Raw genomic sequence first — 25,833 nt, 5'->3', positions numbered from 1 at the left:
GTGAATTTAGTGGAGCCTCCCGTGCGCCAGCGATATCTAGTCCTGCTCAGCGCGTTTGCCAGCCTGCCAGCCATGGCGCTCACATTCCAGACCCGTCTGGAGAATATTGAGTGGAAGGTGGAAGGTGATCAGTTCGAGTGCAGGCTGACGCAGCCGATCACCGATTTCGGTGCCGGAGAGTTCGTGCGTCGCGCGGGTGAGCAGCCGACGTTTCGCTTGAAAGCAAATGGCTACAGTCTGGCGTCCGGTTCGGCCATGTTGATTGCCGCTGCGGCGCCGTGGCAGCCGGGTCGCAGTGATCTCAATCTTGGCGCGGTGAAAGTCGGCAGCGGCGAGATTCCTTTCAATACCAATCAGGCCCAGGCTACGCGTCTGATTGCGGGCCTGATGGAAGGGCGCAGCCCGATGATTCGTCATTCTCTGCGTGATGGCGGCGGCGCGATGGAAGTCCGTCTGCTGCCGGTCAAATTCAGCAAGGCCTACGGCGAGTTTCAAGTGTGTACGGCGAAGCTGTTGCCGATGAATTTCGAGCAAGTGCGGCAGTCCGAAATCGGCTTCCCCGGCGGCGGCATCGAGCTGGACGCTTCCGCCAAGCGCAAGCTGGACACCGTGCTGGCTTATATGCAGGCTGATCCGACGGTCAATCACGTCGAACTCGACGGTCACTCCGACAACAGCGGCAACCGATTGACCAACCGCGATCTGTCGCGGCGTCGTGCCCTGTCGGTCATGGACTACCTTAAAGCCCAAGGCATCCCGGAAGAGCAGATAACCCTGCGCTTCCACGGCGAACAGTACCCGCTGGCGCCCAACACCAACAACGCCAATCGCGCGCGCAACCGCCGGGTGAACATTCACCTGGAACGTGTGGCGCAGCAGACCCCAGCCGTGCCGCCATCCGCAGCGCCTGCTCCGATGCCGGCTCCATTGCCTGGACCTGCCGCAACGCCTGCCCCGGGCGCCGCGCCTGTTACAGCGGCCAGTGCGCCCGCCGGCAAGGCCTCTTGATGAGGCGCGGCCAGGTCGTCTGACTGACAGAATCTGTCGCTTTGTCGTCAGAAGCTGTCGCGACACTGTAAATTCCTGCGCGTGAACGGTAAACTCGTCGGTTTTCCGTACAACGCGTTGGAGTGATGGCATGGCGGACGTAAACAAGGTAGTTCTCGCGTATTCCGGTGGCCTGGATACTTCGGTAATCCTCAAGTGGCTGCAAGATACGTACAACTGCGAGGTGGTGACCTTCACCGCTGACCTGGGTCAGGGCGAAGAAGTCGAGCCAGCACGCGCCAAGGCGCAAGCCATGGGCGTCAAAGAAATCTACATCGACGACCTGCGCGAAGAATTCGTGCGTGATTTCGTGTTCCCGATGTTCCGCGCCAACACCGTCTATGAAGGCGAGTACCTGCTGGGTACTTCCATCGCGCGTCCCCTGATCGCCAAACGCCTCATCGAAATCGCCAACGAAACCGGCGCTGACGCCATTTCCCACGGCGCTACCGGCAAAGGCAACGACCAGGTCCGCTTCGAACTGGGCGCCTACGCGCTCAAGCCTGGCGTAAAAGTGATTGCGCCATGGCGCGAGTGGGACTTGCTGTCCCGCGAGAAGCTCATGGACTACGCCGAGAAGCACTCGATCCCGATCGAGCGCCACGGCAAGAAAAAATCCCCGTACTCGATGGACGCCAACCTGCTGCACATCTCCTATGAAGGCGGCGTGCTGGAAGACACCTGGACCGAGCACGAAGAAGACATGTGGCGGTGGACAGTGTCGCCGGAAAACGCGCCGGACAAGCCGCAGTACCTGGAGCTGACCTACCGCAACGGCGACATCGTGGCACTGGACGGCGTTGAAATGACCCCGGCCACCGTCCTCGCCACCTTGAACCGCATTGGCGGCGAGCACGGCATCGGTCGTCTGGACATCGTCGAGAACCGCTACGTCGGCATGAAGTCCCGCGGCTGCTACGAGACCCCTGGCGGCACCATCATGCTGCGTGCTCACCGTGCGATCGAGTCGATCACCCTGGACCGCGAAGTCGCTCACCTCAAAGACGAACTAATGCCCAAGTACGCCAGCCTGATCTACACCGGTTACTGGTGGAGCCCTGAGCGTCTTATGCTGCAGCAGATGATCGATGCTTCGCAGGCCCACGTGAATGGTGTCGTGCGCTTGAAGCTTTATAAGGGCAACGTGATCGTGACCGGTCGCAAGTCCGACGAGTCGCTGTTCGATGCCAGCATCGCGACGTTTGAAGAAGACGGTGGCGCCTACAACCAGGCAGACGCTGCCGGCTTCATCAAGCTCAACGCGTTGCGTATGCGCATTGCAGCGAACAAGGGCCGCAAGTTGTTCTGATCCCTGTCGTGATTGATGTGCAGCCCTGTTCGGGGCTGCACTCATTACACCTGTCGTCCGTGTGCCACTGGCGATTCATTTGAAACTCTTCCCGCTCCCACGCTGGCCGATTATTGACCCCCGTTTACAGGCGGTAGAAGACGTGCTCGCGCCCTGCGCTATCTCCTTCGTCATGTTGGCAAATCTGTCTCCTCGCCAGCGGTTTTCTCAGCCGTATCCCCCTTCGAAGTTGTTCGAAACTCAAAACGATAGGCTTTGCCGATGTCCCAGATATCGCGTACGCCGACGCCCAGTAGTTGAGCGATTTCGGGAACGGTGTAACCCAGCGCCGAGTAATGCATGGCATGCCCGGCAGTAGCATCGTCCAGTGTTGCCGGTTCTCGTTGCCGAGACGTGCGTGACCGGCGAACAGGCTGGCAGTAGCGGATCTTGAGGCCGTTTTCGCTGGCCAGGCGCTTGATGTCCTTCTGGTTCATGCGCAGCGAGTATTGCAGCGCGGCGACACCAGCTCCCTTGGCAACAAGGCCCTTGAGAAGATCGACCTTGGTGCACAGCTCCGCTTCCGGATCGGCGTCCCGGGTTTGCCTCGACGCTTCGGTCTCCCGTGACTCTCCTTGCGCAATGACATTAATGACGCCGCCCTGAGAAACGTAGCGCTCTACCGCTTCCGCCAGTTTGAGAGGGTCGCTGCTTGTGCCGATAGAGTATTTTATTTTCTTGGTCATGGTAGGTTCCTTTGAACATATCAAATAAACAGCCTTCACTGCCGGGACGTTCACGCGTAAGGGCGTTTAAACACTGAATGGCTTATTCATGCCGAAGAGTGGCCTGCGCACGGACTGCTGGCAAAAGAAGCCCCCGGTTTTTATATGCGCAATAATCTTATATCGTGATAAGAACCACTAACTAACAGTGGGCTGAACCATTCGCTCATCAAAAAGTAACGACTGGTAATAGGTTTGGCAAGTAAAAAGCCAAAAAATAGGCGGTTTGTTTTTTAATCTCTTAGGGCGAAGTTCTTTACGGTAATAATAGTCCGTTAGTTATGTAGTATTTTTCTGGAATGACTTGAGGGTGCTGGATGTTATGAGCTGAATAGTATTACGTGAAAGGCGGGCAATCCTCCTGTTTCAATGAGGTGATGTGACGCAGCCGTTATTAAAATGGGTCGCACCGAGCGGAGGTCGTTAAGCGGCGTAACTTTCTATCCCGCTCCTGGTCCCCGGAGTAGGGTGAGAACAGTTGAAAGTTAACCCGCACTGTTCGGAAATTTCTGAACCCGCTGTAGGTCCTTTCGAGCATTTAATATGTAATGAAACTCGTCGAACCCAAGTGTGTAACATAACCAAGTGTGTGCGGTTGCACACGCCTCCCATGGCCTGCAATATTTTATGATTTTTGTTTGCTGGCAGCGCGGTGAGATGGGCATATGCTAAAGCCATAACGATCAGGGTGAACCGGCTGTATCCGATTAGCCTGAAGCAGCGCTTCATAGAGGAAACACATTTTTCCCGAGCGTCCCGGAAGGCCTGGATTTCCGTACCTTCAAACCGGTTGACGAAGCAATGGGTCGCCGACCTACCTTAGGACAAAACGCGCTATCAATCTGCATTCATATAGTCACAAATGCTCAGCGTGTTCAGGATTCAAAAATTATCACTTGCGGTCTCGGAAATTATGCGGTCACGTACTGAGGCAGGATTGAACATCGTTAAAAATAGAGCGGATAGGGCAGGTTTTGTAGGATTTTTCTGTTGGTTGAGTGAGAAAGGTCTTTGCCTGCTGGTCTGCAGGGAGGAGCGCCATGCAAAGCACTAAACGACTAAGCTATTGTGCGGGCTCTGAAAATTCGAACAGCGAAGAATGGACTGCTCATGAATAAAGTGTTGATCGTGGATGATCACCCTGTCATTAGACTCGCCGTACGCATGTTGATGGAACGCCATGGCTACGAAGTCATTGCCGAGACGGATAACGGCGTGGATGCGTTACAACTGGCGCGCGAGCACTTGCCGGACATTGTCATTCTGGACATTGGTATCCCGAAGCTCGATGGCCTGGAGGTCATCGCCCGGTTGTCGGCAATGACGCTGGCCTTCAAAGTGCTGATCCTGACTTCCCAGGCGCCGGGGCATTTTTCAATGCGCTGTATGCAGGCGGGCGCGGCGGGTTATGTCTGCAAGCAGCAGGATTTGACCGAATTGCTCAGCGCCATCAAGGCGGTGTTGTCCGGCTACAGTTATTTCCCCAATCAGGCACTGCACACGGTGCGCTCCAGTCTCGGCAATGCCAGTGAGGCGGAGATGGTGGATCGTCTGTCGGGAAGGGAAATGATGGTGTTGCAGCAGTTGGCCCGTGGCAAGACCAACAAGGAAATCGCCGACGGCATGTTCCTGAGCAACAAGACCGTCAGCACGTACAAGACGCGTCTGTTGCTCAAGCTCAATGCGCATTCGCTGGTCGACCTCATCGAGCTCGCCCAACGTAACGGGCTGGTTTGATGGCCGAGGGACAACGGTGCTTCAAGGCGGCGTTTTCAGTTCACGTTTTCTGCCCAAGCCTCTCCGCAGGGAGAGGCCTTCAGGCAGAGCATTTCAAGGGGCGGTCAGAAATCGAAATCGTAGTCTGCAAGCTGCCTTTGCAGGCGACGCTCGTCCAGCAGGTTATCGATGGTGCGGCGCTTGCTGAGGTTGGTCTTGGCGGTCTCTATCGGCACGGGCGGGACGTCCTCCGGCTCTTCGATCACGAAGTCGTCGTCAACTTCGAGGGTGTCTTTTTCATCGCTCATGATTCAGCCTCAGGCGTGAACAGTCGTTGGCGCCTCTTATAGCGACAAACCTCGCGCGGGTAAAAAAGATTTTTTTAATCGATCAAAGCCCTAAGACGCTATCGTTCAATCGTCAGAGGTCTTGGCCTTGTACTCGCACAGGTCCTCGATCCGGCAGCTGCCACACCGAGGCTTGCGCGCAATACACACGTAACGGCCGTGAAGGATCAGCCAGTGGTGCGCATCCATGAGGTAATCCCTGGGCACGAATTTCATCAGCTTGTTTTCAACCTCCAGCACATTCTTCCCGGGCGCGATGCCGGTACGGTTGCTGACGCGGAAGATGTGCGTGTCGACTGCCATTGCCAACTGGCGGAACGCGGTGTTCAGGACCACGTTCGCGGTCTTGCGGCCCACGCCGGGAAGGGCTTCGAGGGCCTCTCGGGTTTGCGGCACTTCCCCTTCGTGCAGCTCAATCAGCAAGCGGCACGTTTCGATCACGTTCCGCGCCTTGCTGTTATACAGCCCGATGGTCCTGATATAGGCAGACAAGCCCTCGACACCCAACGCGCAAATCGCCTGAGGCGTATTGGCGACCGGGTAGAGACGCGCCGTGGCCTTGTTGACGCTGACGTCGGTGGCTTGGGCCGAGAGAATCACGGCAATCAGAAGCTCGAATGGCGTGGTGTAGGCCAGCTCGGTTTTGGGATCGGGATTGTCTTCGTGCAAGCGACGAAAGATCTCAAGGCGTTTGGCGGCGTTCATGGGGTAGGCTTTTCCTGAGAAGACGGTGCTGCGGACGCCGGGTTCTGCAACTGGGCGAGCGCGTGCTCTGCCTCGTCGAGGCCGCGCTGCAACTGCACGAGTTGTGCGGCTTGTTCGGCAATTGGCGGGTGACCAAAGGCTTTCAGCGACTTCAGCAATTGAGCCCTGCTCATGGCGACCTGGGCGCGCGCCTGTTTCAACGCCGCGTCACCGCCCGCCGATGGTGTTGAGCGAATGCGCGCCAGGGCGGCTTGCGCCGGGTCTGGCTGGAGAACGGCAGGCGCGACAGTCCGTAACTGGCGAGCCTGGCGTTCGGTCTGGCGTCGCTGCTCATCGCGCTGTATGCGCGCCGAGCGCGCGTCAAAGCGTTGCCGTGCGCGATTGCGTTTGACGGCTCTGGCTGATCGCTGCGCCTCATCCATCGCACAATCACCAATGAACGGCACCGAGGTCATCGGCAGCGGCAGCATGTCGATGCAGTCGACCGGACAGGGAGCGACGCACAGGTCACAGCCGGTGCATTCCTGAACGATGACGGTGTGCATCAGCTTGGCGGCGCCGACGATCGCGTCCACGGGGCAGGCCTGAATGCATTTGGTGCAACCGATGCACTCGGCCTCGCGAATAAACGCAACTTGCGCCGGCGCGTTGCCTCGCTCGATGTCCAGTTGCAGGACCGGCACATTCAGCAGTCGAGCCAATGCTGCGATGGTCTCGTCGCCACCGGGTGGACACTTGTTGATGGCTTCGCCGCTCGCAACGCCTTCGGCGTAGGGCTGGCAGCCTGGATGGCCGCACTTCCCACACTGGGTTTGCGGCAGCAAGGCGTCGATGCGCTGAATCAGGCTCATGCTTGGACCCGATCGACGACCCGAGCGGGCCGTCGATAACGTGCAGAATGTTACGGTTCGGGTCGGTTTACTTGATGCGCTGACCGGGCTTGGCGCCGGTGTCAGGGCTCAGCAGGTAAATCTCTTCACCGCCAGGACCCGCTGCCATCACCATGCCTTCGGAGATACCGAAGCGCATTTTCCGCGGCTTCAGGTTGGCGATCATCATGGTCAACCGACCCTCCAGCTCCGCCGGGTTCGGGTAGGCGCTCTTGATGCCTGAGAAGACATTGCGCTTCTCGTCGCCGATGTCCAGCGTCAGGCGCAGCAGCTTGTCGGCGCCTTCGACGTGCTCGGCTTTTTCGATCAGCGCGACGCGCAGGTCAATCGCCGCAAAGGCGTCGAAGTCGATCTCCGGGGAGAGCGGGTCGTTGGTCAGCTCACCATTACCCTGCGGTGCCGCACCTGTGTCGGTGGTGCTGGCGGCCAGGTCTTCTTTCGATGCGTCGGTCATGGCTTCCACTTTTACGGGGTCGATGCGCGTCATCAACGGCTGGAACGGGTTGAGCTGATGATTGCTCAGCAGCGTCTGGTGGTCATCCCAGGTCAGTGGCGCGACGTTGAGGAACTGCTCGGCGTCTGCGGCCAGATTCGGCAGCACAGGCTTGAGGAAGATCACCAACTGACGGAACAGATTGATGCCCAGGGCGCAGATCGCCTGAACCTCGTCCTGTTTACCTTCCTGCTTGGCCAGCGACCAGGGCGCCTTGTCGGCGATCCAGGCGTTGGCGCGGTCGGCCAGCGCCATGATTTCGCGCATCGCACGGGCAAAGTCACGTGCCTCGTAGGCATCGGCAATGCTAGGCGCTGCGGCATGAAAAGCATCGGTCAGTTCGGGCTCTGCATTGCCGGCCACCAGCAAGCCTGCGTTACCTTTCTGAATGAAGCCCGCGCAACGGCTGGCGATGTTCACCACCTTGCCGATCAGGTCGGAGTTGACCTTTTGCACGAAGTCCTCGAGGTTCAGGTCGAGATCGTCGACGCCACGGCCCAGCTTGGCCGCGTAGTAGTAACGCAGGTATTCCGGCGACAGGTGTTCAAGGTACGTGCGAGCCTTGATGAAGGTGCCACGGGACTTCGACATCTTCTGGCCGTTAACGGTCAGGTAGCCGTGAACGTTGATGCCGGTAGGCTTGCGGAAACCTGAGCCCTCGAGCATCGCCGGCCAGAACAGCGCATGGAAGTTGACGATGTCTTTGCCGATGAAGTGGTAGAGCTCGGTGGTCGAGTCCTTGCGCCAGAACGCATCGAAGTCCAGTTCCGGACGGCGCGCGCAGAGGTTCTTGAAGCTCGCCATGTAGCCGATAGGAGCATCCAGCCACACATAGAAATATTTGCCCGGCTCGTCGGGAATCTCGAAGCCGAAATACGGCGCATCGCGGGAGATGTCCCACTGCTGCAGACCGGAATCGAGCCATTCGGAAAGTTTGTTCGCTACGGCGTCCTGCAACGTGCCGCTTCGCGTCCAGCTCTTGAGCATGGCGTCGAACGCCGGCAGGTCGAAGAAGAAATGCTTTGAGTCTCGGAGCACCGGGGTTGCACCGGAAATCGCGGACTTCGGATCTTTCAGGTCAGTCGGGGCGTAGGTCGCGCCGCACTTTTCGCAGTTGTCTCCGTACTGGTCTTCGGTGCCGCATTTCGGGCAGGTGCCTTTTATGAAACGGTCGGCCAGGAACATTTTCTTTTCCGGGTCGAAATACTGCGTCACGGAGCGCGTGGCGATGTGGCCGGCGTCGCGAAGGCGGGTATAGATCAGGCTCGACAGTTCGCGGTTTTCTTCAGCATGGGTCGAGTGGAAATTGTCGAAATCCACCAGGAAGTCAGCGAAGTCGGCGCTGTGCTCGGCCTGCACGTTGGCGATCAACTGCTCGGGCGTGATGCCTTCTTTCTCGGCGCGCAGCATGATCGCCGAGCCATGGGCGTCGTCCGCGCACACGTAAATGCACTGATTGCCGCGGTGCTTTTGAAAGCGCACCCACATGTCGGTCTGGATGTACTCGAGCATGTGGCCAAGGTGAATGGAACCATTGGCATAGGGCAGGGCGCTGGTGACGAGAATCTTGCGTGGCTCGGACATTGGGCTCGGCTACTTGAAGTGAAACGGAGGTCGGCCACTATAAAGGCCTGAGCGTTTTTTTTCATCCCGCGCTGCGTGTCGGAATCTGCCGATGTGCTTGAAAGGAAATGTCGTTGCGTTCTTTATCAGGCATACAAGGTAGGATGGCCCCCTGTTTTAGTCAGTCTTTATAGGGAGTCACCCATGAGCGCTGTCAATCGCGCAACGGTGGAAGCCGTCCTTCGCCAGTACACCGATCCTTACTTGAATCAGGACCCGGTCAGCGCCGGGTGTGTCCGCGCTATCGAGATCGACGGCGAGCGCGTGAGCGTCCAGCTGGAGTTGGGTTACGCGGCCGCGTTGTTCAAGAACGGCTGGGCGCAGATGCTGCAGATGGCGATTGAAGGACTGGATGGCGTGGCATCCGCCAGCGTCCAGATCGCCTCGGTCATTCACCCGCACAAAGCGCTCGGCCAGATCCCCGGTCTGGCCAATGTGAAGAACATCGTGGCCGTTGCGTCGGGCAAAGGCGGCGTCGGTAAATCCACGACGGCGGCGAACCTGGCGTTGGCGCTGTCCCGCGAAGGCGCGCGCGTAGGCATTCTTGATGCCGATATCTACGGCCCGAGCCAGGGCGTCATGTTCGGCATCGCCGAAGGCACCCGTCCGAAGATCAAGGATCAGAAGTGGTTCGTGCCGATCGAGGCCCATGGGATCGAAGTGATGTCCATGGCGTTTCTGACCGACGACAACACACCGATGGTCTGGAGAGGGCCGATGGTGTCGGGGGCGCTGCTGCAACTGGTGACCCAGACCGCCTGGAATGATTTGGATTACCTGGTCATCGACATGCCGCCAGGCACCGGCGATATCCAGCTGACCCTCGCGCAAAAGGTCCCGGTTGCGGGCGCAGTGATCGTCACGACCCCGCAGGACCTCGCATTACTGGACGCGAAAAAAGGCGTGGAGATGTTCCGCAAGGTCAACATCCCGGTGCTGGGTGTCGTTGAGAACATGGCCGTGCATATCTGCTCGAACTGCGGTCATGCCGAGCATCTGTTTGGCGAAGGCGGAGGGGAGAAGCTGGCGACGCAATATGGCGTCGAGCTGCTGGCCTCGCTGCCGCTGTCCATGCTGATTCGAGAGCAGGCCGATGGCGGCAAGCCGACGGCGATTGCCGAACCCGAGAGTCAGATTGCGATGGTGTATCAGGAGCTGGCGCGTCATGTCGGCGCGCGGATCGTGCTGCAGGAAGCCGCGTCTGCGGAGATGCCGAGCATCTCTGTGAGCGATGACTGATGCGCTAAGGCGTAAGGCTGGAGACGCGATGTGCCGGATGCTCGGCATGTCGCGGTAGCAAGATTTGAGGCAGATGTCGCCGGCGGGATGTGCAGGAATGCCCTTTCTACAGGCATAAAAAAACCCCGCTTTTGAGGGCGGGGTCTTTTAAGCGATTCAGTACAAGTTAGATAACTTGAACTTCTTCAGCTTGCATGCCTTTCTGACCGCGGGTAGCGATGAAAGAGACCTGTTGGCCTTCTTTCAGGCTTTTGAAGCCGTCAGATTGGATAGCTTTGAAGTGAACGAACAGGTCGTCACCCGATTGTGGAGTGATGAAGCCGAAGCCTTTTTCATCGTTGAACCACTTAACGGTACCAGTTTGGCGATTAGACATGGTGTATCTCCTTGGACAAAGTTAACTGCGACTCAGGAAGTGCCCTGGCCGAGACTGAGTGCAAAGAGCAGGAAAAATTCTTGGAGATGGTTGGATCGAAATTCAACATCGTGTAGATATTCTCAGTGACACAAGCAACACAGTGGAGTCACCTTACCCCTTTTTCTCGGATGTGCAAAGGGGCTGTCTGCGATTTTTTCTTGAGGTGGCTCAACGCCTTTAATCCACGCGGTGCGCAATCTTTGAACCCGGGGCGTTCGACCGGTAAGATGCCGGACATCTTTTTCACCTCGCTATTCAGGACACCGCCATGAGCATCAAATCGGACAAGTGGATTCGCCGCATGGCGCAGGAACACGGCATGATCGAGCCGTTCGTGGAGCGTCAGGTGCGCGGCGAAGGCGCTGATCGGGTGATCTCTTTCGGTGTCTCCAGCTATGGCTACGACGTGCGTTGCGCCGATGAATTCAAGGTGTTCACCAACATCAATTCGGCCACCGTTGACCCGAAGAATTTCGATGAAAAAAGTTTTGTAGACGTCAAAAGCGACGTTTGCATCATCCCGCCGAACTCGTTTGCGCTGGCACGCACCGTCGAATATTTCCGCATTCCGCGTAACGTGCTGACCATCTGTCTGGGCAAAAGCACCTACGCGCGCTGCGGCATCATCGTCAACGTGACGCCTCTTGAGCCTGAATGGGAAGGCCACGTGACGCTGGAGTTCTCCAACACCACCACGCTGCCGGCGAAGATTTACGCCAACGAAGGCGTCGCACAGATGCTTTTCCTGGAATCCGACGAAGAGTGTGAAGTGTCCTACAAGGACCGTGGTGGCAAGTATCAAGGCCAGCGCGGTGTGACGCTGCCCCGTACCTAATCGCGCCATTTGTCAGCCAGTCACTGAATTTGTCTCGGAATTCGCACTCTATTGACTGAACTGTTCCCAACCGCACCATGCGGGTGGGGCCAACGCTCAGGAGTGCCCTATGAAGAGACACATCAACACCAGCAGCAAGGAACCCGACCCGAGTGCCAATCAGGTTGGTTTGCTGGCTTGGTCGCTGTTAGCGCATCCACACCTCAATAATATGGTCGCCGGGGGCATTCCCGGGCAGCCAGACCCGGATACTCCCAACGAATATCCCCAGCCTGACGAAGGTGGCGTGCCGACCATACCAGACGAGCCACCACCGGCGCCGGTTGCCTGATCCATGTCCCGCCGAAGCCAGGGCATCGGCGGGGCCATTACGTCCTCTGTCAGTCACATAAAAGCGTTCGACTCGATCCCGGAGATTTTTCAGCTCTGTCTCCGGTAGCTGGAATTCCGCTTCAAACCGCCTCCCACACCGCTCCATCCCCCACCACATAAATCTTGCTGTTCTCAGCCCGATCGATATTCATACCCCCCGTAAAAGCACCAAATGCCGGCAGCAGGCTCACGCGTGGGAGCACGTAGAAGCATGGCAGCCGCAATCGCTGGCGTCCTCGTCCGTACAGTCGGTAGGCCGGGTGCACATGCCCCGCCAGGACGTGAAAATCAGGGTGCGGGTCAGGTTCGTGCTGCAACGCATAAGGCCCCAGAAACATGGGTTCCTCGACGACTTCCATGCGCAGTTCCGGTGGCGGGTCGCCTGCACGTTTGTCATGGTTACCTCGAATCAGGGTGATCCCCAGACCGTGATGTTTGTCGCGCCATGCCTGAATGGCCGACAGCGTGCCGGCTGCGTGGGATTCCGGGGCGTGCAGAAAATCCCCCAGGAAGATCAACCGATCGCAGTCATAGCTCGCCAGCAGTGCATCCAGGCGCTGAAGGTTATCGTCGGTGGTGCCATGGGGTACTGGCTGGCCCAACCGTCGGTAGGCAGCGGCCTTGCCAAAGTGGGCGTCGGCGATCAACAGCGCGCGCTCGGCCGGGTAGTAGATGGCCTTATCCGCCAGTAACCACAACTCCGCACCCGCCAACTGAATCGACAGATACGGCCTCACGTCATAACCTCAGGCCCGGCGGCTTTTTCCAGGTCACTGACCATTCGCGCGATGCGGTCAGAGAGTTTTTCGGTGCTGAGGCTTTCGCGCATGCGTTCTACCAGCAGCGGAAAGGCCATCGGGGTGGGGCGTTTGATCACGTGCAAATCCAGGGTTCGGTTGTTGATACGGCTGAGGGTTTGTTCGAGACGGGCCACGTCCAGCTCTTGTCGCAGCACTTCCTCTTGAGCTTGCGTCAGCAGCAGGTTGCTGGCGTCGTACTGTTTGAACACTTCGAAGAACAAGCCGCTTGAGGCTTGCAGCTGTCGATTGCTTTTAGGCGCGCCAGGGTATCCGGAGAACACCAGCCCGGCGATGCGGGCAATCTCGCGAAAGCGGCGCAGTGCAAGTTCGCCGGCGTTCAGGCTGGCAATGATATCCGCCAGCAGCTCGTCTTCTGAAAACAGCTGTGTCGACAGGCGCTCGCTCCAGTCGATCGGCGTGGCGCTGAGCAGCTCGAAGCCATAGTCATTCACGGCGATCGAGAAGGTCAGCGGCGTGTCGCGGCTCAGTCGCCACGCCAGCAGGCTCGCCAACCCCAGGTGCACATGCCGTCCGGCGAAGGGATAGAGAAACAAATGCCAGCCTTCGCGAGACTTCAAGACTTCCGCCAGCAGCGTGTCCTTGCGCGGCAGCGCCGACCATTGCCGTTGCACTTCGAGCAGCGGGCTGACGATGTGCATCTCGGGGCTGCTGAAGTCGCCCCGGGCCGCGGCATCGAATTTTTCGACAACGGCGTCTGCCAGTTCGTTGGAGAGCGGCATCCGTCCGCCATTCCAGCGTGGGACGGCGGCTTTCTTGCCCGTAGCCTTTTTCACGTACGCGGTCATGTTCTCAACGCGCACCAGTTCCAGCAGGCGACCGCTGAACAGAAAGCCGTCTCCGGGTTTCAATCGGGCGATGAAGCCTTCTTCGACGCTGCCGAGGGATCCGCCTCCGCCGCCCTTGCTCCAATACTTCACGTTGATGCTAGCGTCGCTGACGATGGTGCCCACGCTCATGCGGTGGCGTCGGGCGAGGCGTGCATCGGGGACGCGCCAGATGCCGTCTTCGTCAGGCTCAACGCGTCGATAATCAGGGTACGCCGTCAGTGACAGACCGCCGTAGCGCACGAAAGCCAGCGCCCACTCCCATTCCTCGTCCGTGAGATCGCGATAGGCCCACGCGGTGCGAACTTCGGCCAGTAACGCGTCGGGAGTAAAGCCGCCACCGAGCGCCATGCTCACCAGATGTTGTACGAGGACATCCAGCGGCTTGTAGGGTGATTCGCGGGGTTCGATCAAACGTGCGTTGACTGCGTCGCGGGCGGCCGCGGCCTCGACCAGTTCCAGGCTGTGGGTCGGCACCAGCGTGACCCGTGACGGGCGGCCTGGCGCGTGGCCCGAACGTCCCGCACGCTGCATCAGCCGCGCGACGCCCTTGGCCGAGCCGATCTGCAGCACGCGCTCGACTGGCAAAAAGTCCACACCAAGGTCGAGGCTCGAGGTGCAGACCACCGCTTTCAAGTGGCCTTCTTTCAGCGCCCGTTCAACCCAGTCACGGACCTCGCGGGACAGCGAGCCGTGGTGCAGCGCGATCAGCCCGGCCCAGTCCGGGCGCGCTTCCAGCAGCGCCTGATACCAGACTTCCGACTGCGCCCGGGTATTGGTGAATAGCAAGCAGCTGGAGCAGCTGTCGACCTCGGCCAGCACCTGCGGGAGCATGCGCAATCCCATGTGCCCGGCCCAGGGGAAGCGCTCGATCGACGGCGGCAACAGCGTGTCGACGATCAATTCCTTGACCACTTTGCCGTGAACGGTGGTGCCGCGATCGCCCACCAGCACCTGTTGCGCGTGCTCCTGGTTGCCGAGGGTCGCGGAAAGGCCCCAGATGACCAACTGCGGATTCCACTGGCGCAGCCTCGCCAGCGCCAGCTGCAGCTGGATGCCGCGCTTGTTGCCGATCAGTTCGTGCCACTCATCGACCACCACCATCTTCAGCGTCGACATCGTTGCCTGGGCATCGGCGCGGGTCAGCAGCAGCGTCAGGCTCTCCGGCGTGGTGATCAGCGCGGAGGGCAGGCGCCGGCCCTGTTTGGCGCGTTCGCTGCTACTGGTGTCGCCCGTGCGCAGGCCGACGCTCCACGGAATCTGCAAATCCTGCAGCGGCACTTCCAGGGCGCGGGCGGTGTCGGCGGCGAGGGCGCGCATGGGCGTGATCCACAGCACGCTGAGGGGCGCGGCAACGGGCTTGCGCTTGCGCGGCTTCTGCTCCGTGGGCCCGGGCGCGGGCCGGGCGAACTGATTGAGGGCGGCAAACCACACCGAATAGGTCTTGCCTGCGCCGGTGCTGGCGTGCAACAGGCCCGACTCGCCCCGAGCGACGGCGGCCCAGACTTCTTTCTGGAAGGGGAACGGTTTCCAGCCACGCTCGGCAAACCAGCGCTTGGCGAAATTGACAGCTTTGGGCATGCGCAGGCTCTGGGAAGGGGTTAAGTCAGAGACCGCGGGGGGAGGGGTTTAGTTTGGTCGGGATTTATCACCCGGCGCTGAAACTGCAGGAGCGCGCTTGCCCGCGATGGCTTTCCGTCAGTCACCTGTTTCGGCACAGACAACTGGCTATCGCGGGCAAGGTGGAGCGCCACCCCGGTCGCTCCTACAGGATTTGCATTTGCCGAGAGTCATGAGCTCGGCGGGAGATCAGCGCACTACGAATTACTTCAAATTCCCGCTCAGAAACTGCTGCAAGCGCTCGCTCTTCGGGCTGCCCAGCACGTCGTCCGGGTGGCCCATTTCCTCGATCTGGCCCTGGTGCAAGAACACCACCTGATTGGCGACCTTGCGGGCGAAGCCCATTTCGTGGGTCACCAGAATCATGGTCCGGCCCTCTTCAGCGAGGCCCTGAATCACTTTCAACACTTCACCCACCAATTCAGGGTCGAGCGCCGATGTAGGTTCGTCGAAGAGCATGATTTCCGGTTCCATCGCCAGCGCGCGGGCGATGGCCACGCGCTGCTGTTGGCCGCCGGACAGGAACGCCGGGTACTGATCGGCAACGCGTGCGGGCAGTCCGACCTTGTCCAGGTATTTGCGCGCGCGGGCCTCAGCCTCAACCTTCGACACGCCGAGCACACGGCGTGGTGCCATGGTGATGTTTTCCAGCACCGTCATGTGGCTCCACAGGTTGAAGTGCTGGAACACCATCGCCAGGCGCGTGCGAATCCGCTGAAGCTCGGCCGGATCGGCGACGCGCATTCCGCCGGTGTCGCTGACCATGCGCACAGGCTGGCCGTCCAGGCTCATGGCGCCGTCATTGGGTTGCTCGAGAAAATTGATGCAGCGCAGGAATGTGCTCTTGCCCGAGCCGCTGGCGCCGATCAGGCAAATCACGTCGCCGACGCTGGCCTTGAGCGACACCCCTTTGAGCACCTCGTGGTCACCGTAGCTTTTGTGCAGGCCATCGATGGTCAGTTTGTACATGAAGGGCAGTCCTCAAGGAGAAAGTAAGTAGCCGCTGCGGTAGGCTTCGGTGCCGGCGACATGGGCGATGACCATGCCGGCGGTCGCCATGCGTCGCAATGAGCGGGCGTACATAAGGCCAGCGTTGGCCGTGTGGATCGGGGTCACTGCGTCGCTGATCGGGTCGATGACCTCAGCGATCAATTGCCCCGCCTCGACGTATTCGCCGGGCAGTGTGCAGAACACCAACAGACCGCCGACCGGCGTGGCAACGGGCTCGACGCCCGCCAGCGGGGTCGCGGGGTAAATCAGTTCAGGTGGCGCGACCGGCTCGCCAGCAATGGCGCCGTGGTGCATCAGGTAGCTGATGATCGCCTGACAATCGCGGCTGGCGAGGGCGTGATTGACATCGCCCTGGCCGCGCAACTCCAGGGTCACGGAAAAACTGCCCAGCGGAATCGGAAAGCGTTTGGCAAATCGTTGCTGCAGTTGCCACCAGACCAGCGTGAAGCATTCGTCGAACGACTGCCCGCCGGAATCAGTCGCCAGCAGGCTTGCCTGTGCGCCGAGATAACGCGACAGCGCCTCGACCTGCGGCCAGGCCTCAGGCGTGGTGTACAGGTGCTCGACGGATTCGAAATCACAATGCAGGTCCAGCACCACATCGGCGTCACAGGCCAGGCGTTGCAACGTCAGGCGCTGGGACTCCAGCTGGGTGCTGCCGACGCAGTTATTCAGTGCGGCCAGCAAGGTTTTGCGAATCAGCGTGACGTTGCCCCTGGGGTCATCGGTCAGCAGCGCTTCGACTTCATCGCCCACTTGCTGACCGAGGTCGACGAAGCGGCGGTTGAAATTCTGTCCGCTTTCAAGCTCGTAACGGCCCAGTGGCATGTCCATCAGGACCTGCTCCAGGCCGACGGGGTTGGCCACCGGAACGACCACCACTTCGCCGAGCAACTGACCGGCGTTTTCAAGCTCGGCCAGCCGTTGCTTCAAGTACCAGGACACCAGCATGCCCGGCAGTTCGTCGGCGTGCAGGGACGACTGGATGTAAACCTTGCAGGCGCCGTTTTCCGGGCCGTAGTGAAAGCTGTGGATCTGTCGCGCGGTGCCGGGCACCGGGGCCAGCAGATCATGGGTCTGGTGTCGCATGCAGGGTTCCTAGTGAGTCGGGCCGAGGAAGGCCAGCCAGCGGCGTTCAGCCAATCGAAACAGGCCCACCAGAATAAACGTGACCGTGAGGTAGATCAGCGCCGCGATGCCGAACGACTGGAACGTCAGGAAGGTGGCCGAGTTGGCGTCGCGCGCAACCTTGAGGATGTCCGGCACGGTGGCGGTGAAGGCCACGGTGGTCGAGTGCAGCATCAGGATCACTTCGTTGCTGTAATAAGGCAGCGAACGGCGCAGTGCCGACGGCATGATCACGTAGGTGTACAAGCGCCAGCCGGTCAGGCCGTAAGCCTTGGCCGCCTCGACTTCGCCGTGGTTCATGCTGCGAATCGCACCGGCAAAGATTTCGGTGGTGTAGGCGCAGGTGTTCAGGGCGAAGGCGAGGATGGTGCAGTTCATTGCGTCCCGGAAGAACGCGCCGAGCATTGGCTGCTCACGCACGGCAGCGATGCTGTAAATCCCGGTGTAGCAAATCAGCAACTGGATATACAGCGGCGTTCCGCGGAACAGGTAGGTGTAGAACTGCACCGGCCAGCGCACCAGCGGATTGCGCGACACGCGGGCGATGGACAGCGGAATCGAAACGATAAAGCCGATGGCGATGGAGGCACTGAGCAGCCACATCGTCATGGCCAGGCCGGTGATGTTCTGGCCGTCCGTATAAAGGAAAGCGCGCCAGTACTCTTGCAGCAACTCGATCATCGTTGAGCCTCCCGGCTGCCGGCGGCATAACGCCGTTCGGCCCAGCGCAGGGCGAAGTTGGACACGCTGGTGATGACCAGATAGATCAGTGCGGCGAGTACCAGGAAATAGAACAGCTGATAAGTGCTTTTACCCGCGTCCTGCGCGGCCTTGACCAAGTCGGCCAAGCCGATGATCGACACCAGCGCGGTGGCCTTGAGCACCACTTGCCAATTGTTGCCGATGCCGGGCAGGGCGAAGCGCATCATCTGCGGGAATACCACCATTCGAAACCGTTGCGAACGGCTGAGCCCATAGGCCGTGGCGGCTTCGACCTGGCCGCGCGGTACGGCGAGAATCGCGCCGCGGAAGGTCTCGGTGAAATACGCGCCATAGATGAAGCCCAACGTGATGACACCGGCAGAGAAAGGGTCGATTTCGATGTAATCCCAATCCATCGCTTCGGTCAGCGTGGTCAGCCAGGTTTGCAGGCTGTAGAAAATCAGCAGCATCAGCACCAGGTCCGGCACGCCACGGATCAGCGTGGTGTAAATCTGGGCCGGAACGCGCAGCACAGCGGCTTTCGACAGTTTGGCACTGGCGCCCAGCAGGCCGAGCACGATGGCCAGCAGCAGCGACATTACCGATAATTTGACGGTCATCCAGGTGCCTTGCAGCAACAGCGGGCCGAAGCCTTTCAGGCTGAATGCTGACAGTCCCAGGTTTTGCAGGAGAGTTTCGAACATGTGCAACCTATACAGTCAATAAAAACGCCCGTGAACTTCAGCGGCGGATTCTGGCTGAAATCAACGGGCGTCTGTTTGCTTATTTACCGCTGTACAGATTCAGATCACCGAAGTGCTTCTTCTGGATCTCGGCGTACTTGCCGTCATCGTGTAACGCTTTGATACCTTTGTCCAAAAGCGCTTTCAGGTCCTTGTTACCTTTCGAGATGCCGACTGCCGTTTTGGCTGGCAGCAAGGGATCGTCGATTGGCTTGCTGACTTCGTAGTCACCGCCTTGTGGCGACTTCAGGAAGCCCAGCTCGGCTTGCAGCATGTCTTGAACCGAGGCGTCCAGACGACCCGAAACGAGGTCGGCATACACCTGATCCTGGTTTTGATAGGCCTGGGTTTTCACGCCAGCCTTGTCCAGAATGGCCTTGGCGTAGGCTTCCTGGATGGTGCCTTGCTCGTAACCCACGGTTTTGCCTTTGAGCGAAGCAAGGTCAGTGCTCAGGCCGGAGCCTTTTTTGTAGACCAGCGAGGTAGGGCCGGAGAACAGTTCGCTGGAGAAGTCGATGACTTTCTCGCGGGCCGGGGTCACGGTCATGGAGGAGATGACGCCGTCGAACTTGTTGGCTTTCAGGCCTGGGATCATGCCGTCGAAATCGCTTTCGACCCACTTGCACTTGACCTTCAATTCAGCACAGATCGCGTTGCCCAAATCGATATCGAAGCCCACCAGGCTGCCATCGGCGGCTTTGGATTCGAATGGCGCGTAGGAAGGATCGACGCCGAAACGCAGCTCCTTGTACTCCTTGGCCATTGCGTTACCGGCGGCCAGACAGATGGCGAGTGCGGAAAGGGTCAGCCATGCTTTTTTCATCGTTCAGTCCTTAAAACCAAATTGAGCGTTGGGAACACGCGAAGGCTTGCTACCGGCAAAAGCCAGACCGCAAATAGACAGCAATTTCCGAACCAAACAAACGAACGCGCGTTTTAAATGTACGGAGTTGTCGCAATGATGACTCAGCGCCATCTTTTGTCTTTTTTTGAGGCCCCGCAGGCAACGGCAGAGTAGCTGTATCCCGTTGAGAGTGGGCGAAAAAGTTGCAGCCGTTGGGGTCACCAGCGGTGCTTGTTGCGGTGGAGGGGAGATTCGAAACGCCTGGCGGGGCTCGCTCCTGAAAGGCTGGCGTTTTGACGCGCCCCATTTCAGCGCATTCGACGCGGACCGGAGCCCGCCCCGCGCACCGCGACGGTGCTCAGGCCAGCAGGTCCTGGAGCGTCGCCAGGCTGTCGGCTTCGGCAACGGGCTTGTCGAGGCGCCACCGCAGCATCCTCGGGAACCTGACGGCGATGCCGCTCTTGTGCCGTTTCGATAGCGCAATGCCCTCGAAGCCCAGCTCGAACACCAGGGTCGGGGTAACACTTCGCACCGGGCCGAATTTGTCGACGGTGGTCTTGCGGATGATTGCATCGACTTTGCGCATCTCTTCGTCGGTCAGTCCTGAATACGCTTTGGCGAAGGGCACCAATGTCCGTTCGCTGGATTCCGGCGGGCCGTCCCAGACCGCGAACGTGTAGTCGCTATACAGACTGGCGCGGCGGCCGTGGCCGCGTTGGGCGTAGATCAGCACGGCGTCGACGCTGAACGGGTCCATTTTCCATTTCCACCACACGCCCATGTCCTTGGTGCGCCCTACGCCGTACATCGAGTCCCGCGCCTTGAGCATCATGCCTTCCACGCCGAGACTGCGGGACGCCTCACGCTGCCGGCCGAGGTCGAGCCAGTCCTCGCCGGTCAGCAAGGGAGAGGGCATCAACACCGGGCTCTGGGCATTGGCGATGACCTTTTCCATCTGCGTGCGCCGCTCATGTTGCGGACGACTGCGCCAGTCGTGGCCTTCCCATTCCAGCAGGTCGTAAGCCAGCACGACGACCGGCACGTCTTCCAGAATCTTCTTGCCGAGGGTTTTGCGACCGATCCGCTGTTGCAGCAGGGCGAAGGGCTGCACCGACGGCGTCGCTTCGCCAGGCGTGCCGGGCGCGGGGGTGTCCAGGGCGAATGCGCCTTCCTCGGCATTCTCCGGGGTCGCGGCTTTCCAGACCACGATCTCGCCGTCGATCACAGTGCCGTCGGGCAGGCATTGAGTCAGGCTGTGCAGTTCCGGGAAGCGATCCGTGACCAGTTCTTCACCCCGCGACCAGATCCACAATCGGCCTTCGCGCTTGACCACCTGGGCGCGAATCCCGTCCCACTTCCACTCCACCTGCCAGTTTTCGGCGGCGCCCAGCAGGTTCTCGAACTGATCGACGGGTTGCTGCAGCGCGTGGGCGAGGAAGAAGGGGTAGGGCTGGCCACCTCGTTGCGCGTGTTCGTCGGCCGATTCTTCGGCGATGAGCTTTAGATAGCCTTCGGCGCTGGGGCGATGGGAAAGATCGGTGTACCCAACCAGTCGCTGGGCAACGCGCTTGCTGTCGATATCGGCCAGCGCGGCGAGGGCGCGGGTCACCAGCAGTTTCGAGACGCCGACCCGGAAGCTGCCGGTGATCAGCTTCAGGCAGACCATCAGGCTTTGCGGGTCCAGTTGCGACCAGAACGTCGGCAGGCGCTCGAGCAATTCTTCCGGCGGCAGGCCACGCAGCGGCAGCAGATGGTTTTCCATCCAGCTGGCCAAGCCTTCTTCTGAGCTGTGCTCGGCTTTAGGGAGCAACAGCGACAGGGTTTCTGCCAAATCGCCGACCGCTTGGTAACTTTCCTCGAACAACCATTCCGGCAAGCCGGACAGCAGCAGCGCCTGCTCACGCAACATGCGTGTCGGCACCAATTGCCGTGGGCGTCCGCCAGCCAGGAAGTACACCGCCCATGCAGCGTCTTCGGGTGCCGCCTTGCTGAAATAGCCTTGCATGGCGGCCAGTTTGGCGTTGCTGGAAGTGGTGGCGTCGAGGTCCGAATACAGCTCGGCGAAGGCCTTCATGACGAGGCCCCCCCTGTCGATTCGGGTTCGGGTTCAGTCTTGACCGCTGCGTCGTCTTCTTCGTCGCCGTATTCGGTGCTGAAACCCTGGGCATCGAGGCCCAGCTCGCGCAGGTAGCGCACCAGCACGGCCACCGAACCGTGGGTGACCATGACCCTTTCGGCGCCGGTGTTTTCAATGGCCCAGAGCAAGCCCGGCCAGTCGGCATGGTCGGAGAGGGCGAAGCCGCGATCGACGCCGCGCCGACGTCGGGTGCCGCGCAGCATCATCCAGCCGCTGGCGAAGGCGTCGCTGAATTCGCCAAAGCGGCGCATCCAGGTGCTGCCGCCGGCGGAAGGCGGCGCGACGATCAGGGCTGAGCGAAGGGCGGGGTCGGTTTTTTTAAAGTCGCCGGCGTAGTGGGTTTCGGGGATGCGCACGCCGGCTTCGCGGTAGACGCGGTTCAGCGGTTCAACGGCGCCGTGGACGAGGATCGGGCCGATGCTGGAATCGATGCCGTGGAGGATGCGTTGGGCTTTGCCGAATGAGTAGGCGAACAGGACGCTGGCTTTGCCGGCGGCGGCGTTGGAGCGCCACCATTCGTTGATGCCGGCGAAGATTTCCGATTGGGGCTGCCAGCGGTAGATCGGCAGGCCGAAGGTGGATTCGGTGATGAAGGTGTGGCAGCGCACGGGTTCGAAGGGTTCGCAGGTGCCGTCGGGTTCGACTTTGTAGTCGCCTGAGGCGACCCAGATTTCGCCCTGGTATTCGAGGCGGACCTGGGCGGAGCCGAGGACGTGGCCCGCCGGGTGGAGGCTGAGTTTGACGCCGTGGTGGGTGATGCTTTCGCCGTAGGCGAGGGTCTGGAGGTTGATGTCCTGGCCCAGTCGGGAGCGCAATATGCCTTCGCCGGGCGCGGCGGCGAGGTAGTGTTCATTGCCGGTGCGGGCGTGGTCGCCGTGGGCGTGGGTGATGACGGAGCGTTCGACCGGGCGCCACGGATCGATGTAGAAATCACCGGGCGGGCAGTAGAGGCCTTCTGGGCGAGCAATGACGAGATCCATGGTTTGACCGGGTTTGGGGACTTGTCAGGTAGAGCGGTGGCGGGGCGCAGAAGTTCGGTTGGGGTTTTGAAGCCAGATCAAGAGCGTCGGCCTAACGGCCTCGGGTTTCGCCTTCGGCGAGTTACTTGGAAAAGCACCCCCCTCTCGGTTTTAAAGAGCAGCCAAGGGTGCCTGCTCCTGGTTTGGCTCCTCCTGCGTCGGAGTACCCTCACTTCGGTCTCGCTCCGTGGGCCCGCGCCGAACGGACATCCATGTCCTGACGGCGCTCTCGCCGCATCCATGCGGCTCGGCCCACGGAGCGAGACCTGCGTTCAGCCTGCACCCAAGTCGCGATTGGCGGTGTCTGGGCCTTTTGCGTATGAAGATCAAAAGCAGATCAAAAGCTTCCCGGCTAAAGCCGGTCCTACGGGGCGCCGCCGGTCCCACTGACCGCACGCTTTGCTTTTCGTGGGACCGGCTTTAGCCGGGAAGGGGCCGGTTTGGGCACCCTCAATCCTGCGGTTCAACGCTTGATCGTTCCCACGCTCTGCGTGGGAGTGCATCCCGAGACGCTCCGCGTCATCACGGATCGCTAGACCGCTCACTTCCCGGGCGTCAGTGTCAGGCGCTGCTTGCCGTAGGCTTTTTCGAAGTTTTCCGGTTGCATCGGCACGGACATGTACAGGCCTTTCATCCAGGGGTCGATGCCGTTGGCGTTGTACGGGCTGGCCGGGTTGCCGGATTGGCCGGCGGCGTTTTGCGCCATCATCGGTTCTTGTTGGGCGAAGTCGACGATGATGCGCATGGCCGAGACGACGGCGGCGTTGAAGTCCTGGCCCCAGTGGAAGCCCGACGCATTGAGCGTGGTGTGGTCGCCGCCGGTGGCGATCGGGCCTTTGAGCACGCTTGCCTTGCTGCCGCCCAGCGCGGCGGTGAGTTGGGCGCTCTGGGCGGTCCAGGTGGTCTGGTGCAGTTTGCCCCACTGCCAGGCTTTGTGATCAGTGCCCAGCTGGGCTTCGCCGACGGTGATTGCAGCGGCCAGGCTGCGGGCGAGGATGGCGGGTTTGTCTTCTTTTTGCGGCGTTTTCACGTCGTCCCAATACGGACTGTCTTCACGGCCCAGCAGGTGATCGGCCTGAGGCGAGTAGGACAGGTCCGCGCTTTGCACCAGCGCTTTCCAGGCAGGGCTGGTTTCCGGGCCGAGTTCGTCGAGGAAGGTCTGGCGGGCGCTTTCTTGCAGGAATAATTCGTAAATCGCCGCATCTGCCGACACTGGCGACAGTCTGCCGTCGAACGCCATCAGTCGGGTCAGCGCTTCGCGGGCCTTGTCGCGGTCTGGCGCGGGCAGGGCGTCGATGGCTTGCTTGAGCGGCGCTGACATCCCCGGCGCGGAGAACATTTTCTTCAGTTTGGCGGCGAAGGTCGTGGTCTGGTCGTATTGCATGCCGACGGTGCTGCGGGTGTCCTGTTTGCCGGCGTTGGCCAGTTCGGCGATGCGCTCGGCGCGCTCCGGGTAGTCCCAGGAATTGGACAGCTGCATGCCATAGCCTTTCGGCACCGTGCGTTGGTTGGCGGTGGCGATCCAGCCTTGTTGCGAATCCTGATCGTACGGATGCAGCATCGCGTCGGCGTAGCCGTCCCAGTCGAACCGGCCATCCCAGCCCGGCGAAGGAATCAGGCCGAGCCCGTCGCGGCGGTTCGGGTATTTGCCGGTCACTTGCCAGCCGGTGTTCGAGGCATCGGCGAACACCATGTTCAGGGTGATGGCACGAATTTCCCGAGTGGTGTCGAAAGCTCGCTGCACGTTCTGCGCCCGGGTCAGATCGAAGAGGGCGTCGAGGGTTTTGTCGTCCTTGGCGTCTGGTGTCTGCAGGGCGATGCCCAGGCCGCTGGCCAGCTGCGCCGAACTTGCGTTGAGCAGCGGGCCGTGGCGTGTTTCGTACGCGGGCTCGCGCACCGGGCTCTGGCCTTTGACGAAGTAGGTTTCCTCATGGGCGCCTGCCGCTACCCATTTGCCGTCGGCCATCACCATCAGGCGATTGTTTTCGCGCTTGAGTTTTTCCAGGAACAGGTCCTGGTTGTCGCCCATCGCCGGGCCCATGCCCCAGGCCAGTTTGCCGTTGAAGCCGGACAAGACCAGCGGCAAGCCCGCGACGGTGGCGCCCGCGGCCTGGTATTTCGGCGAGCGGATCTGCACGAAATTCCACATCGACGGCAGGGTCGGCGCCAACTGGCTGTCGGTGGCCAGCAGGCTCTTGCCGGCGCGCGCGCGCTGGGGCGAGATCACCCAGTTGTTGGAGGCCGAAACCCCCAGCAGGTTGAGGTCGGAAAGCTGCAGCGCTGCTTTGTCCAGATCGCTCAGGCCCGGCAGCTGGTTGCCCAGGTTCAGGCCCTTGAGCTTTTCGGCTTCAGCAAAGGGCAACGCTTCGTCGGGATAGGTCGGCAGCAGCCAGGCCAGCTTGTCTGTCCCGACTTTCTGCGCGAGCACCAGCGAGGAGATCTCCTCCTGCAGGTTTACCGACAGGCTGAAGTTGAGCAGGCTGAAAATCAGCGCCGAGTCTTCCGGTTTCCAGTATTCAGGCTTGTAACCCGAATCGGCGAGGTCAGCCGGCAGCTTGTCGCGGTAGCGGAACAGGTAGGCGTTGACGCCGCGCGCGTACACCTCGAAGAAGCGTTTCAGCCGCGGCGATGAGGCCGCATACAGCTGGCCGGCGGTCTGTTTAAGGTTGGCGGCGCGCATCATGCGGTCGAGATCGAGGGCGCCCGGCCCCGCGATTTCCGACAGTCGGCCCTGGGCGAGCAAGCGCATTTGCATCATTTGCGTGATGCGGTCGCTGGCGTGGACATACCCAAGAGTGAACAGCGCGTCATGGAACGTGCTGCTTTCTATCAGCGGCATGCCCAGATTGTTGCGGCGAATCGAGACGTTCTGCGCCAGCCCTTTAATGGCAAACACCCCGCTGGCAGGCGGCAGGCTGTCGCGGTCTTCACCGCCCAGCTGGCAACCGGCCAGGCTCAAGAGTCCGATCATGGCAGCGGCCGCGCTCATGCGCGTTTTCAAGGTTGAAAGGGCTGGCGAGGCCATGATGTAGCTCCTGCGGGGGTGTGCGTAGAAAAGGCGCTACGTTAGAGAGCAGGCGAGCGCCACGCAAGCCGGGCAAGGGAGTTTATTTTCTGGATCTCCAGGAGGGGATACAGCGGGGCTCCCTGAACACTATCAGTCCGTAGGAGCCGGCTTGCTGGCGAACATGCTGCGTTAGGCATGTCGATGGCAGCTGACCTAGGC

Annotated in this window: 21 protein-coding genes and 1 pseudogene; 6 read left to right on the top strand and 16 right to left on the bottom strand. The window is 60.4% G+C overall.

Going from position 1 to position 25,833, the window contains the following annotated elements; translation table 11 throughout:
• Window positions 1-21: 21 nt before the first annotated feature.
• The gene (locus tag L4G42_RS09770) at window positions 22-1,008 is read left to right on the top strand and encodes a flagellar protein MotY (protein ID WP_237250336.1); all 987 of its coding nucleotides are present in this window, start codon (window positions 22-24) and stop codon (window positions 1,006-1,008) included.
• 130 nt (window positions 1,009-1,138) lie between these two features.
• On the top strand, window positions 1,139-2,356 hold the full coding sequence (locus tag L4G42_RS09765) for an argininosuccinate synthase (RefSeq protein ID WP_237250335.1): 1,218 nt from the start codon (window positions 1,139-1,141) through the stop codon (window positions 2,354-2,356).
• A 170-nt stretch (window positions 2,357-2,526) separates the two neighbouring features.
• On the opposite strand, the gene L4G42_RS09760 is transcribed toward L4G42_RS09765, so the two are convergent.
• Window positions 2,527-3,081, bottom strand: coding sequence for a hypothetical protein (locus L4G42_RS09760; protein WP_237250334.1), 555 nt, complete (start codon window positions 3,079-3,081; stop codon window positions 2,527-2,529).
• 1,149 nt (window positions 3,082-4,230) lie between these two features.
• Between L4G42_RS09760 and L4G42_RS09755 the strand changes: the two genes are divergently transcribed.
• Window positions 4,231-4,857: a response regulator transcription factor gene (locus L4G42_RS09755; RefSeq protein WP_037012286.1), complete on the top strand. Its 627-nt coding sequence runs from the start codon at window positions 4,231-4,233 to the stop codon at window positions 4,855-4,857.
• 104 nt (window positions 4,858-4,961) lie between these two features.
• Here L4G42_RS09755 and L4G42_RS09750 read toward each other — a convergent pair whose 3' ends face one another.
• The 4 genes and pseudogenes from L4G42_RS09750 to metG form a co-directional block, all read right to left on the bottom strand.
• On the bottom strand, window positions 4,962-5,144 hold the full coding sequence (locus L4G42_RS09750) for a PA3496 family putative envelope integrity protein (RefSeq protein WP_237250333.1): 183 nt from the start codon (window positions 5,142-5,144) through the stop codon (window positions 4,962-4,964).
• Between the two features lie 105 nt (window positions 5,145-5,249).
• The gene (nth, locus tag L4G42_RS09745; protein WP_237250332.1) at window positions 5,250-5,888 is read right to left on the bottom strand and encodes an endonuclease III; all 639 of its coding nucleotides are present in this window, start codon (window positions 5,886-5,888) and stop codon (window positions 5,250-5,252) included.
• 20 nt (window positions 5,889-5,908) lie between these two features.
• A pseudogene (rsxB, locus tag L4G42_RS09740) lies at window positions 5,909-6,844 on the bottom strand (electron transport complex subunit RsxB); the annotation flags it as partial.
• Window positions 6,807-8,855, bottom strand: coding sequence for a methionine--tRNA ligase (metG, locus tag L4G42_RS09735; RefSeq protein ID WP_237250331.1), 2,049 nt, complete (start codon window positions 8,853-8,855; stop codon window positions 6,807-6,809). The pseudogene rsxB and the gene metG, both read right to left, overlap by 38 nt.
• 183 nt (window positions 8,856-9,038) lie before the next feature.
• On the opposite strand from metG, the gene apbC reads away from it, so the two are divergent.
• A complete protein-coding gene (gene apbC / locus L4G42_RS09730; protein WP_237250330.1) occupies window positions 9,039-10,133 on the top strand; it encodes an iron-sulfur cluster carrier protein ApbC in 1,095 nt (364 codons plus the stop codon).
• Between the two features lie 166 nt (window positions 10,134-10,299).
• Here apbC and L4G42_RS09725 read toward each other — a convergent pair whose 3' ends face one another.
• Window positions 10,300-10,509, bottom strand: a complete 210-nt coding sequence (locus L4G42_RS09725) for a cold-shock protein (protein ID WP_002554837.1) — start codon at window positions 10,507-10,509, stop codon at window positions 10,300-10,302.
• Window positions 10,510-10,819: 310 nt separating this feature from the next.
• Between L4G42_RS09725 and dcd the strand changes: the two genes are divergently transcribed.
• Window positions 10,820-11,386, top strand: coding sequence for a dCTP deaminase (dcd, locus tag L4G42_RS09720; protein WP_074889011.1), 567 nt, complete (start codon window positions 10,820-10,822; stop codon window positions 11,384-11,386).
• Between the two features lie 109 nt (window positions 11,387-11,495).
• The gene (locus L4G42_RS09715; RefSeq protein ID WP_237250329.1) at window positions 11,496-11,717 is read left to right on the top strand and encodes a hypothetical protein; all 222 of its coding nucleotides are present in this window, start codon (window positions 11,496-11,498) and stop codon (window positions 11,715-11,717) included.
• A gap of 121 nt (window positions 11,718-11,838) precedes the next feature.
• Here L4G42_RS09715 and pdeM read toward each other — a convergent pair whose 3' ends face one another.
• The 10 genes from pdeM to L4G42_RS09665 all read right to left on the bottom strand — a co-directional run bounded on the left by pdeM (window position 11,839) and on the right by L4G42_RS09665 (window position 25,632).
• The gene (pdeM, locus tag L4G42_RS09710) at window positions 11,839-12,495 is read right to left on the bottom strand and encodes a ligase-associated DNA damage response endonuclease PdeM (RefSeq protein ID WP_237250328.1); all 657 of its coding nucleotides are present in this window, start codon (window positions 12,493-12,495) and stop codon (window positions 11,839-11,841) included.
• On the bottom strand, window positions 12,492-14,984 hold the full coding sequence (locus L4G42_RS09705) for a ligase-associated DNA damage response DEXH box helicase (RefSeq protein ID WP_237250327.1): 2,493 nt from the start codon (window positions 14,982-14,984) through the stop codon (window positions 12,492-12,494). The genes pdeM and L4G42_RS09705 overlap by 4 nt, the downstream gene beginning before the upstream one ends.
• A gap of 243 nt (window positions 14,985-15,227) precedes the next feature.
• Window positions 15,228-15,992, bottom strand: coding sequence for an ABC transporter ATP-binding protein (locus L4G42_RS09700; protein WP_065992575.1), 765 nt, complete (start codon window positions 15,990-15,992; stop codon window positions 15,228-15,230).
• A gap of 12 nt (window positions 15,993-16,004) precedes the next feature.
• Entirely contained in the window at window positions 16,005-17,123 is a 1,119-nt protein-coding gene (locus L4G42_RS09695; protein ID WP_237250326.1) for a succinylglutamate desuccinylase/aspartoacylase family protein, read from the bottom strand.
• Window positions 17,124-17,132: 9 nt separating this feature from the next.
• A complete protein-coding gene (locus L4G42_RS09690) occupies window positions 17,133-17,843 on the bottom strand; it encodes an ABC transporter permease (RefSeq protein ID WP_065992577.1) in 711 nt (236 codons plus the stop codon).
• The gene (locus tag L4G42_RS09685; RefSeq protein WP_133772567.1) at window positions 17,840-18,568 is read right to left on the bottom strand and encodes an ABC transporter permease; all 729 of its coding nucleotides are present in this window, start codon (window positions 18,566-18,568) and stop codon (window positions 17,840-17,842) included. The genes L4G42_RS09690 and L4G42_RS09685 overlap by 4 nt, the downstream gene beginning before the upstream one ends.
• 79 nt (window positions 18,569-18,647) lie before the next feature.
• The gene (locus L4G42_RS09680; protein ID WP_237250325.1) at window positions 18,648-19,430 is read right to left on the bottom strand and encodes a transporter substrate-binding domain-containing protein; all 783 of its coding nucleotides are present in this window, start codon (window positions 19,428-19,430) and stop codon (window positions 18,648-18,650) included.
• Between the two features lie 379 nt (window positions 19,431-19,809).
• On the bottom strand, window positions 19,810-21,525 hold the full coding sequence (locus tag L4G42_RS09675; RefSeq protein WP_237250324.1) for an ATP-dependent DNA ligase: 1,716 nt from the start codon (window positions 21,523-21,525) through the stop codon (window positions 19,810-19,812).
• The gene (locus L4G42_RS09670) at window positions 21,522-22,568 is read right to left on the bottom strand and encodes a ligase-associated DNA damage response exonuclease (protein ID WP_237259780.1); all 1,047 of its coding nucleotides are present in this window, start codon (window positions 22,566-22,568) and stop codon (window positions 21,522-21,524) included. The genes L4G42_RS09675 and L4G42_RS09670 overlap by 4 nt, the downstream gene beginning before the upstream one ends.
• A 580-nt stretch (window positions 22,569-23,148) precedes the next feature.
• The gene (locus L4G42_RS09665; protein WP_237250322.1) at window positions 23,149-25,632 is read right to left on the bottom strand and encodes a penicillin acylase family protein; all 2,484 of its coding nucleotides are present in this window, start codon (window positions 25,630-25,632) and stop codon (window positions 23,149-23,151) included.
• Between the last annotated feature and the right edge of the window lie 201 nt (window positions 25,633-25,833).

Source organism: Pseudomonas petrae, assembly GCF_021728295.1.
Lineage (GTDB): Bacteria > Pseudomonadota > Gammaproteobacteria > Pseudomonadales > Pseudomonadaceae > Aquipseudomonas > Aquipseudomonas petrae.
This window is presented reverse-complemented; position numbering and strand designations above follow the sequence as displayed.

Excerpts from the sequence above, each read along its gene's own strand:
- metG (WP_237250331.1), bottom strand. The coding sequence starts at position 8,855 with ATGTCCGAGCCACGCAAGATTCTCGTCACCAGCGCCCTGCCCTATGCC.
- L4G42_RS09725 (WP_002554837.1), bottom strand. The coding sequence starts at position 10,509 with ATGTCTAATCGCCAAACTGGTACCGTTAAGTGGTTCAACGATGAAAAA.
- L4G42_RS09665 (WP_237250322.1), bottom strand. The coding sequence starts at position 25,632 with ATGGCCTCGCCAGCCCTTTCAACCTTGAAAACGCGCATGAGCGCGGCC.
- apbC (WP_237250330.1), top strand. The coding sequence starts at position 9,039 with ATGAGCGCTGTCAATCGCGCAACGGTGGAAGCCGTCCTTCGCCAGTAC.
- L4G42_RS09685 (WP_133772567.1), bottom strand. The coding sequence starts at position 18,568 with ATGTTCGAAACTCTCCTGCAAAACCTGGGACTGTCAGCATTCAGCCTG.
- L4G42_RS09715 (WP_237250329.1), top strand. The coding sequence starts at position 11,496 with ATGAAGAGACACATCAACACCAGCAGCAAGGAACCCGACCCGAGTGCC.
- L4G42_RS09690 (WP_065992577.1), bottom strand. The coding sequence starts at position 17,843 with ATGATCGAGTTGCTGCAAGAGTACTGGCGCGCTTTCCTTTATACGGAC.
- L4G42_RS09695 (WP_237250326.1), bottom strand. The coding sequence starts at position 17,123 with ATGCGACACCAGACCCATGATCTGCTGGCCCCGGTGCCCGGCACCGCG.
- L4G42_RS09675 (WP_237250324.1), bottom strand. The coding sequence starts at position 21,525 with ATGAAGGCCTTCGCCGAGCTGTATTCGGACCTCGACGCCACCACTTCC.
- L4G42_RS09680 (WP_237250325.1), bottom strand. The coding sequence starts at position 19,430 with ATGAAAAAAGCATGGCTGACCCTTTCCGCACTCGCCATCTGTCTGGCC.
- L4G42_RS09705 (WP_237250327.1), bottom strand. The coding sequence starts at position 14,984 with ATGCCCAAAGCTGTCAATTTCGCCAAGCGCTGGTTTGCCGAGCGTGGC.
- L4G42_RS09670 (WP_237259780.1), bottom strand. The coding sequence starts at position 22,568 with ATGGATCTCGTCATTGCTCGCCCAGAAGGCCTCTACTGCCCGCCCGGT.
- L4G42_RS09750 (WP_237250333.1), bottom strand. The coding sequence starts at position 5,144 with ATGAGCGATGAAAAAGACACCCTCGAAGTTGACGACGACTTCGTGATC.
- L4G42_RS09755 (WP_037012286.1), top strand. The coding sequence starts at position 4,231 with ATGAATAAAGTGTTGATCGTGGATGATCACCCTGTCATTAGACTCGCC.
- nth (WP_237250332.1), bottom strand. The coding sequence starts at position 5,888 with ATGAACGCCGCCAAACGCCTTGAGATCTTTCGTCGCTTGCACGAAGAC.
- L4G42_RS09760 (WP_237250334.1), bottom strand. The coding sequence starts at position 3,081 with ATGACCAAGAAAATAAAATACTCTATCGGCACAAGCAGCGACCCTCTC.
- L4G42_RS09700 (WP_065992575.1), bottom strand. The coding sequence starts at position 15,992 with ATGTACAAACTGACCATCGATGGCCTGCACAAAAGCTACGGTGACCAC.
- dcd (WP_074889011.1), top strand. The coding sequence starts at position 10,820 with ATGAGCATCAAATCGGACAAGTGGATTCGCCGCATGGCGCAGGAACAC.
- L4G42_RS09765 (WP_237250335.1), top strand. The coding sequence starts at position 1,139 with ATGGCGGACGTAAACAAGGTAGTTCTCGCGTATTCCGGTGGCCTGGAT.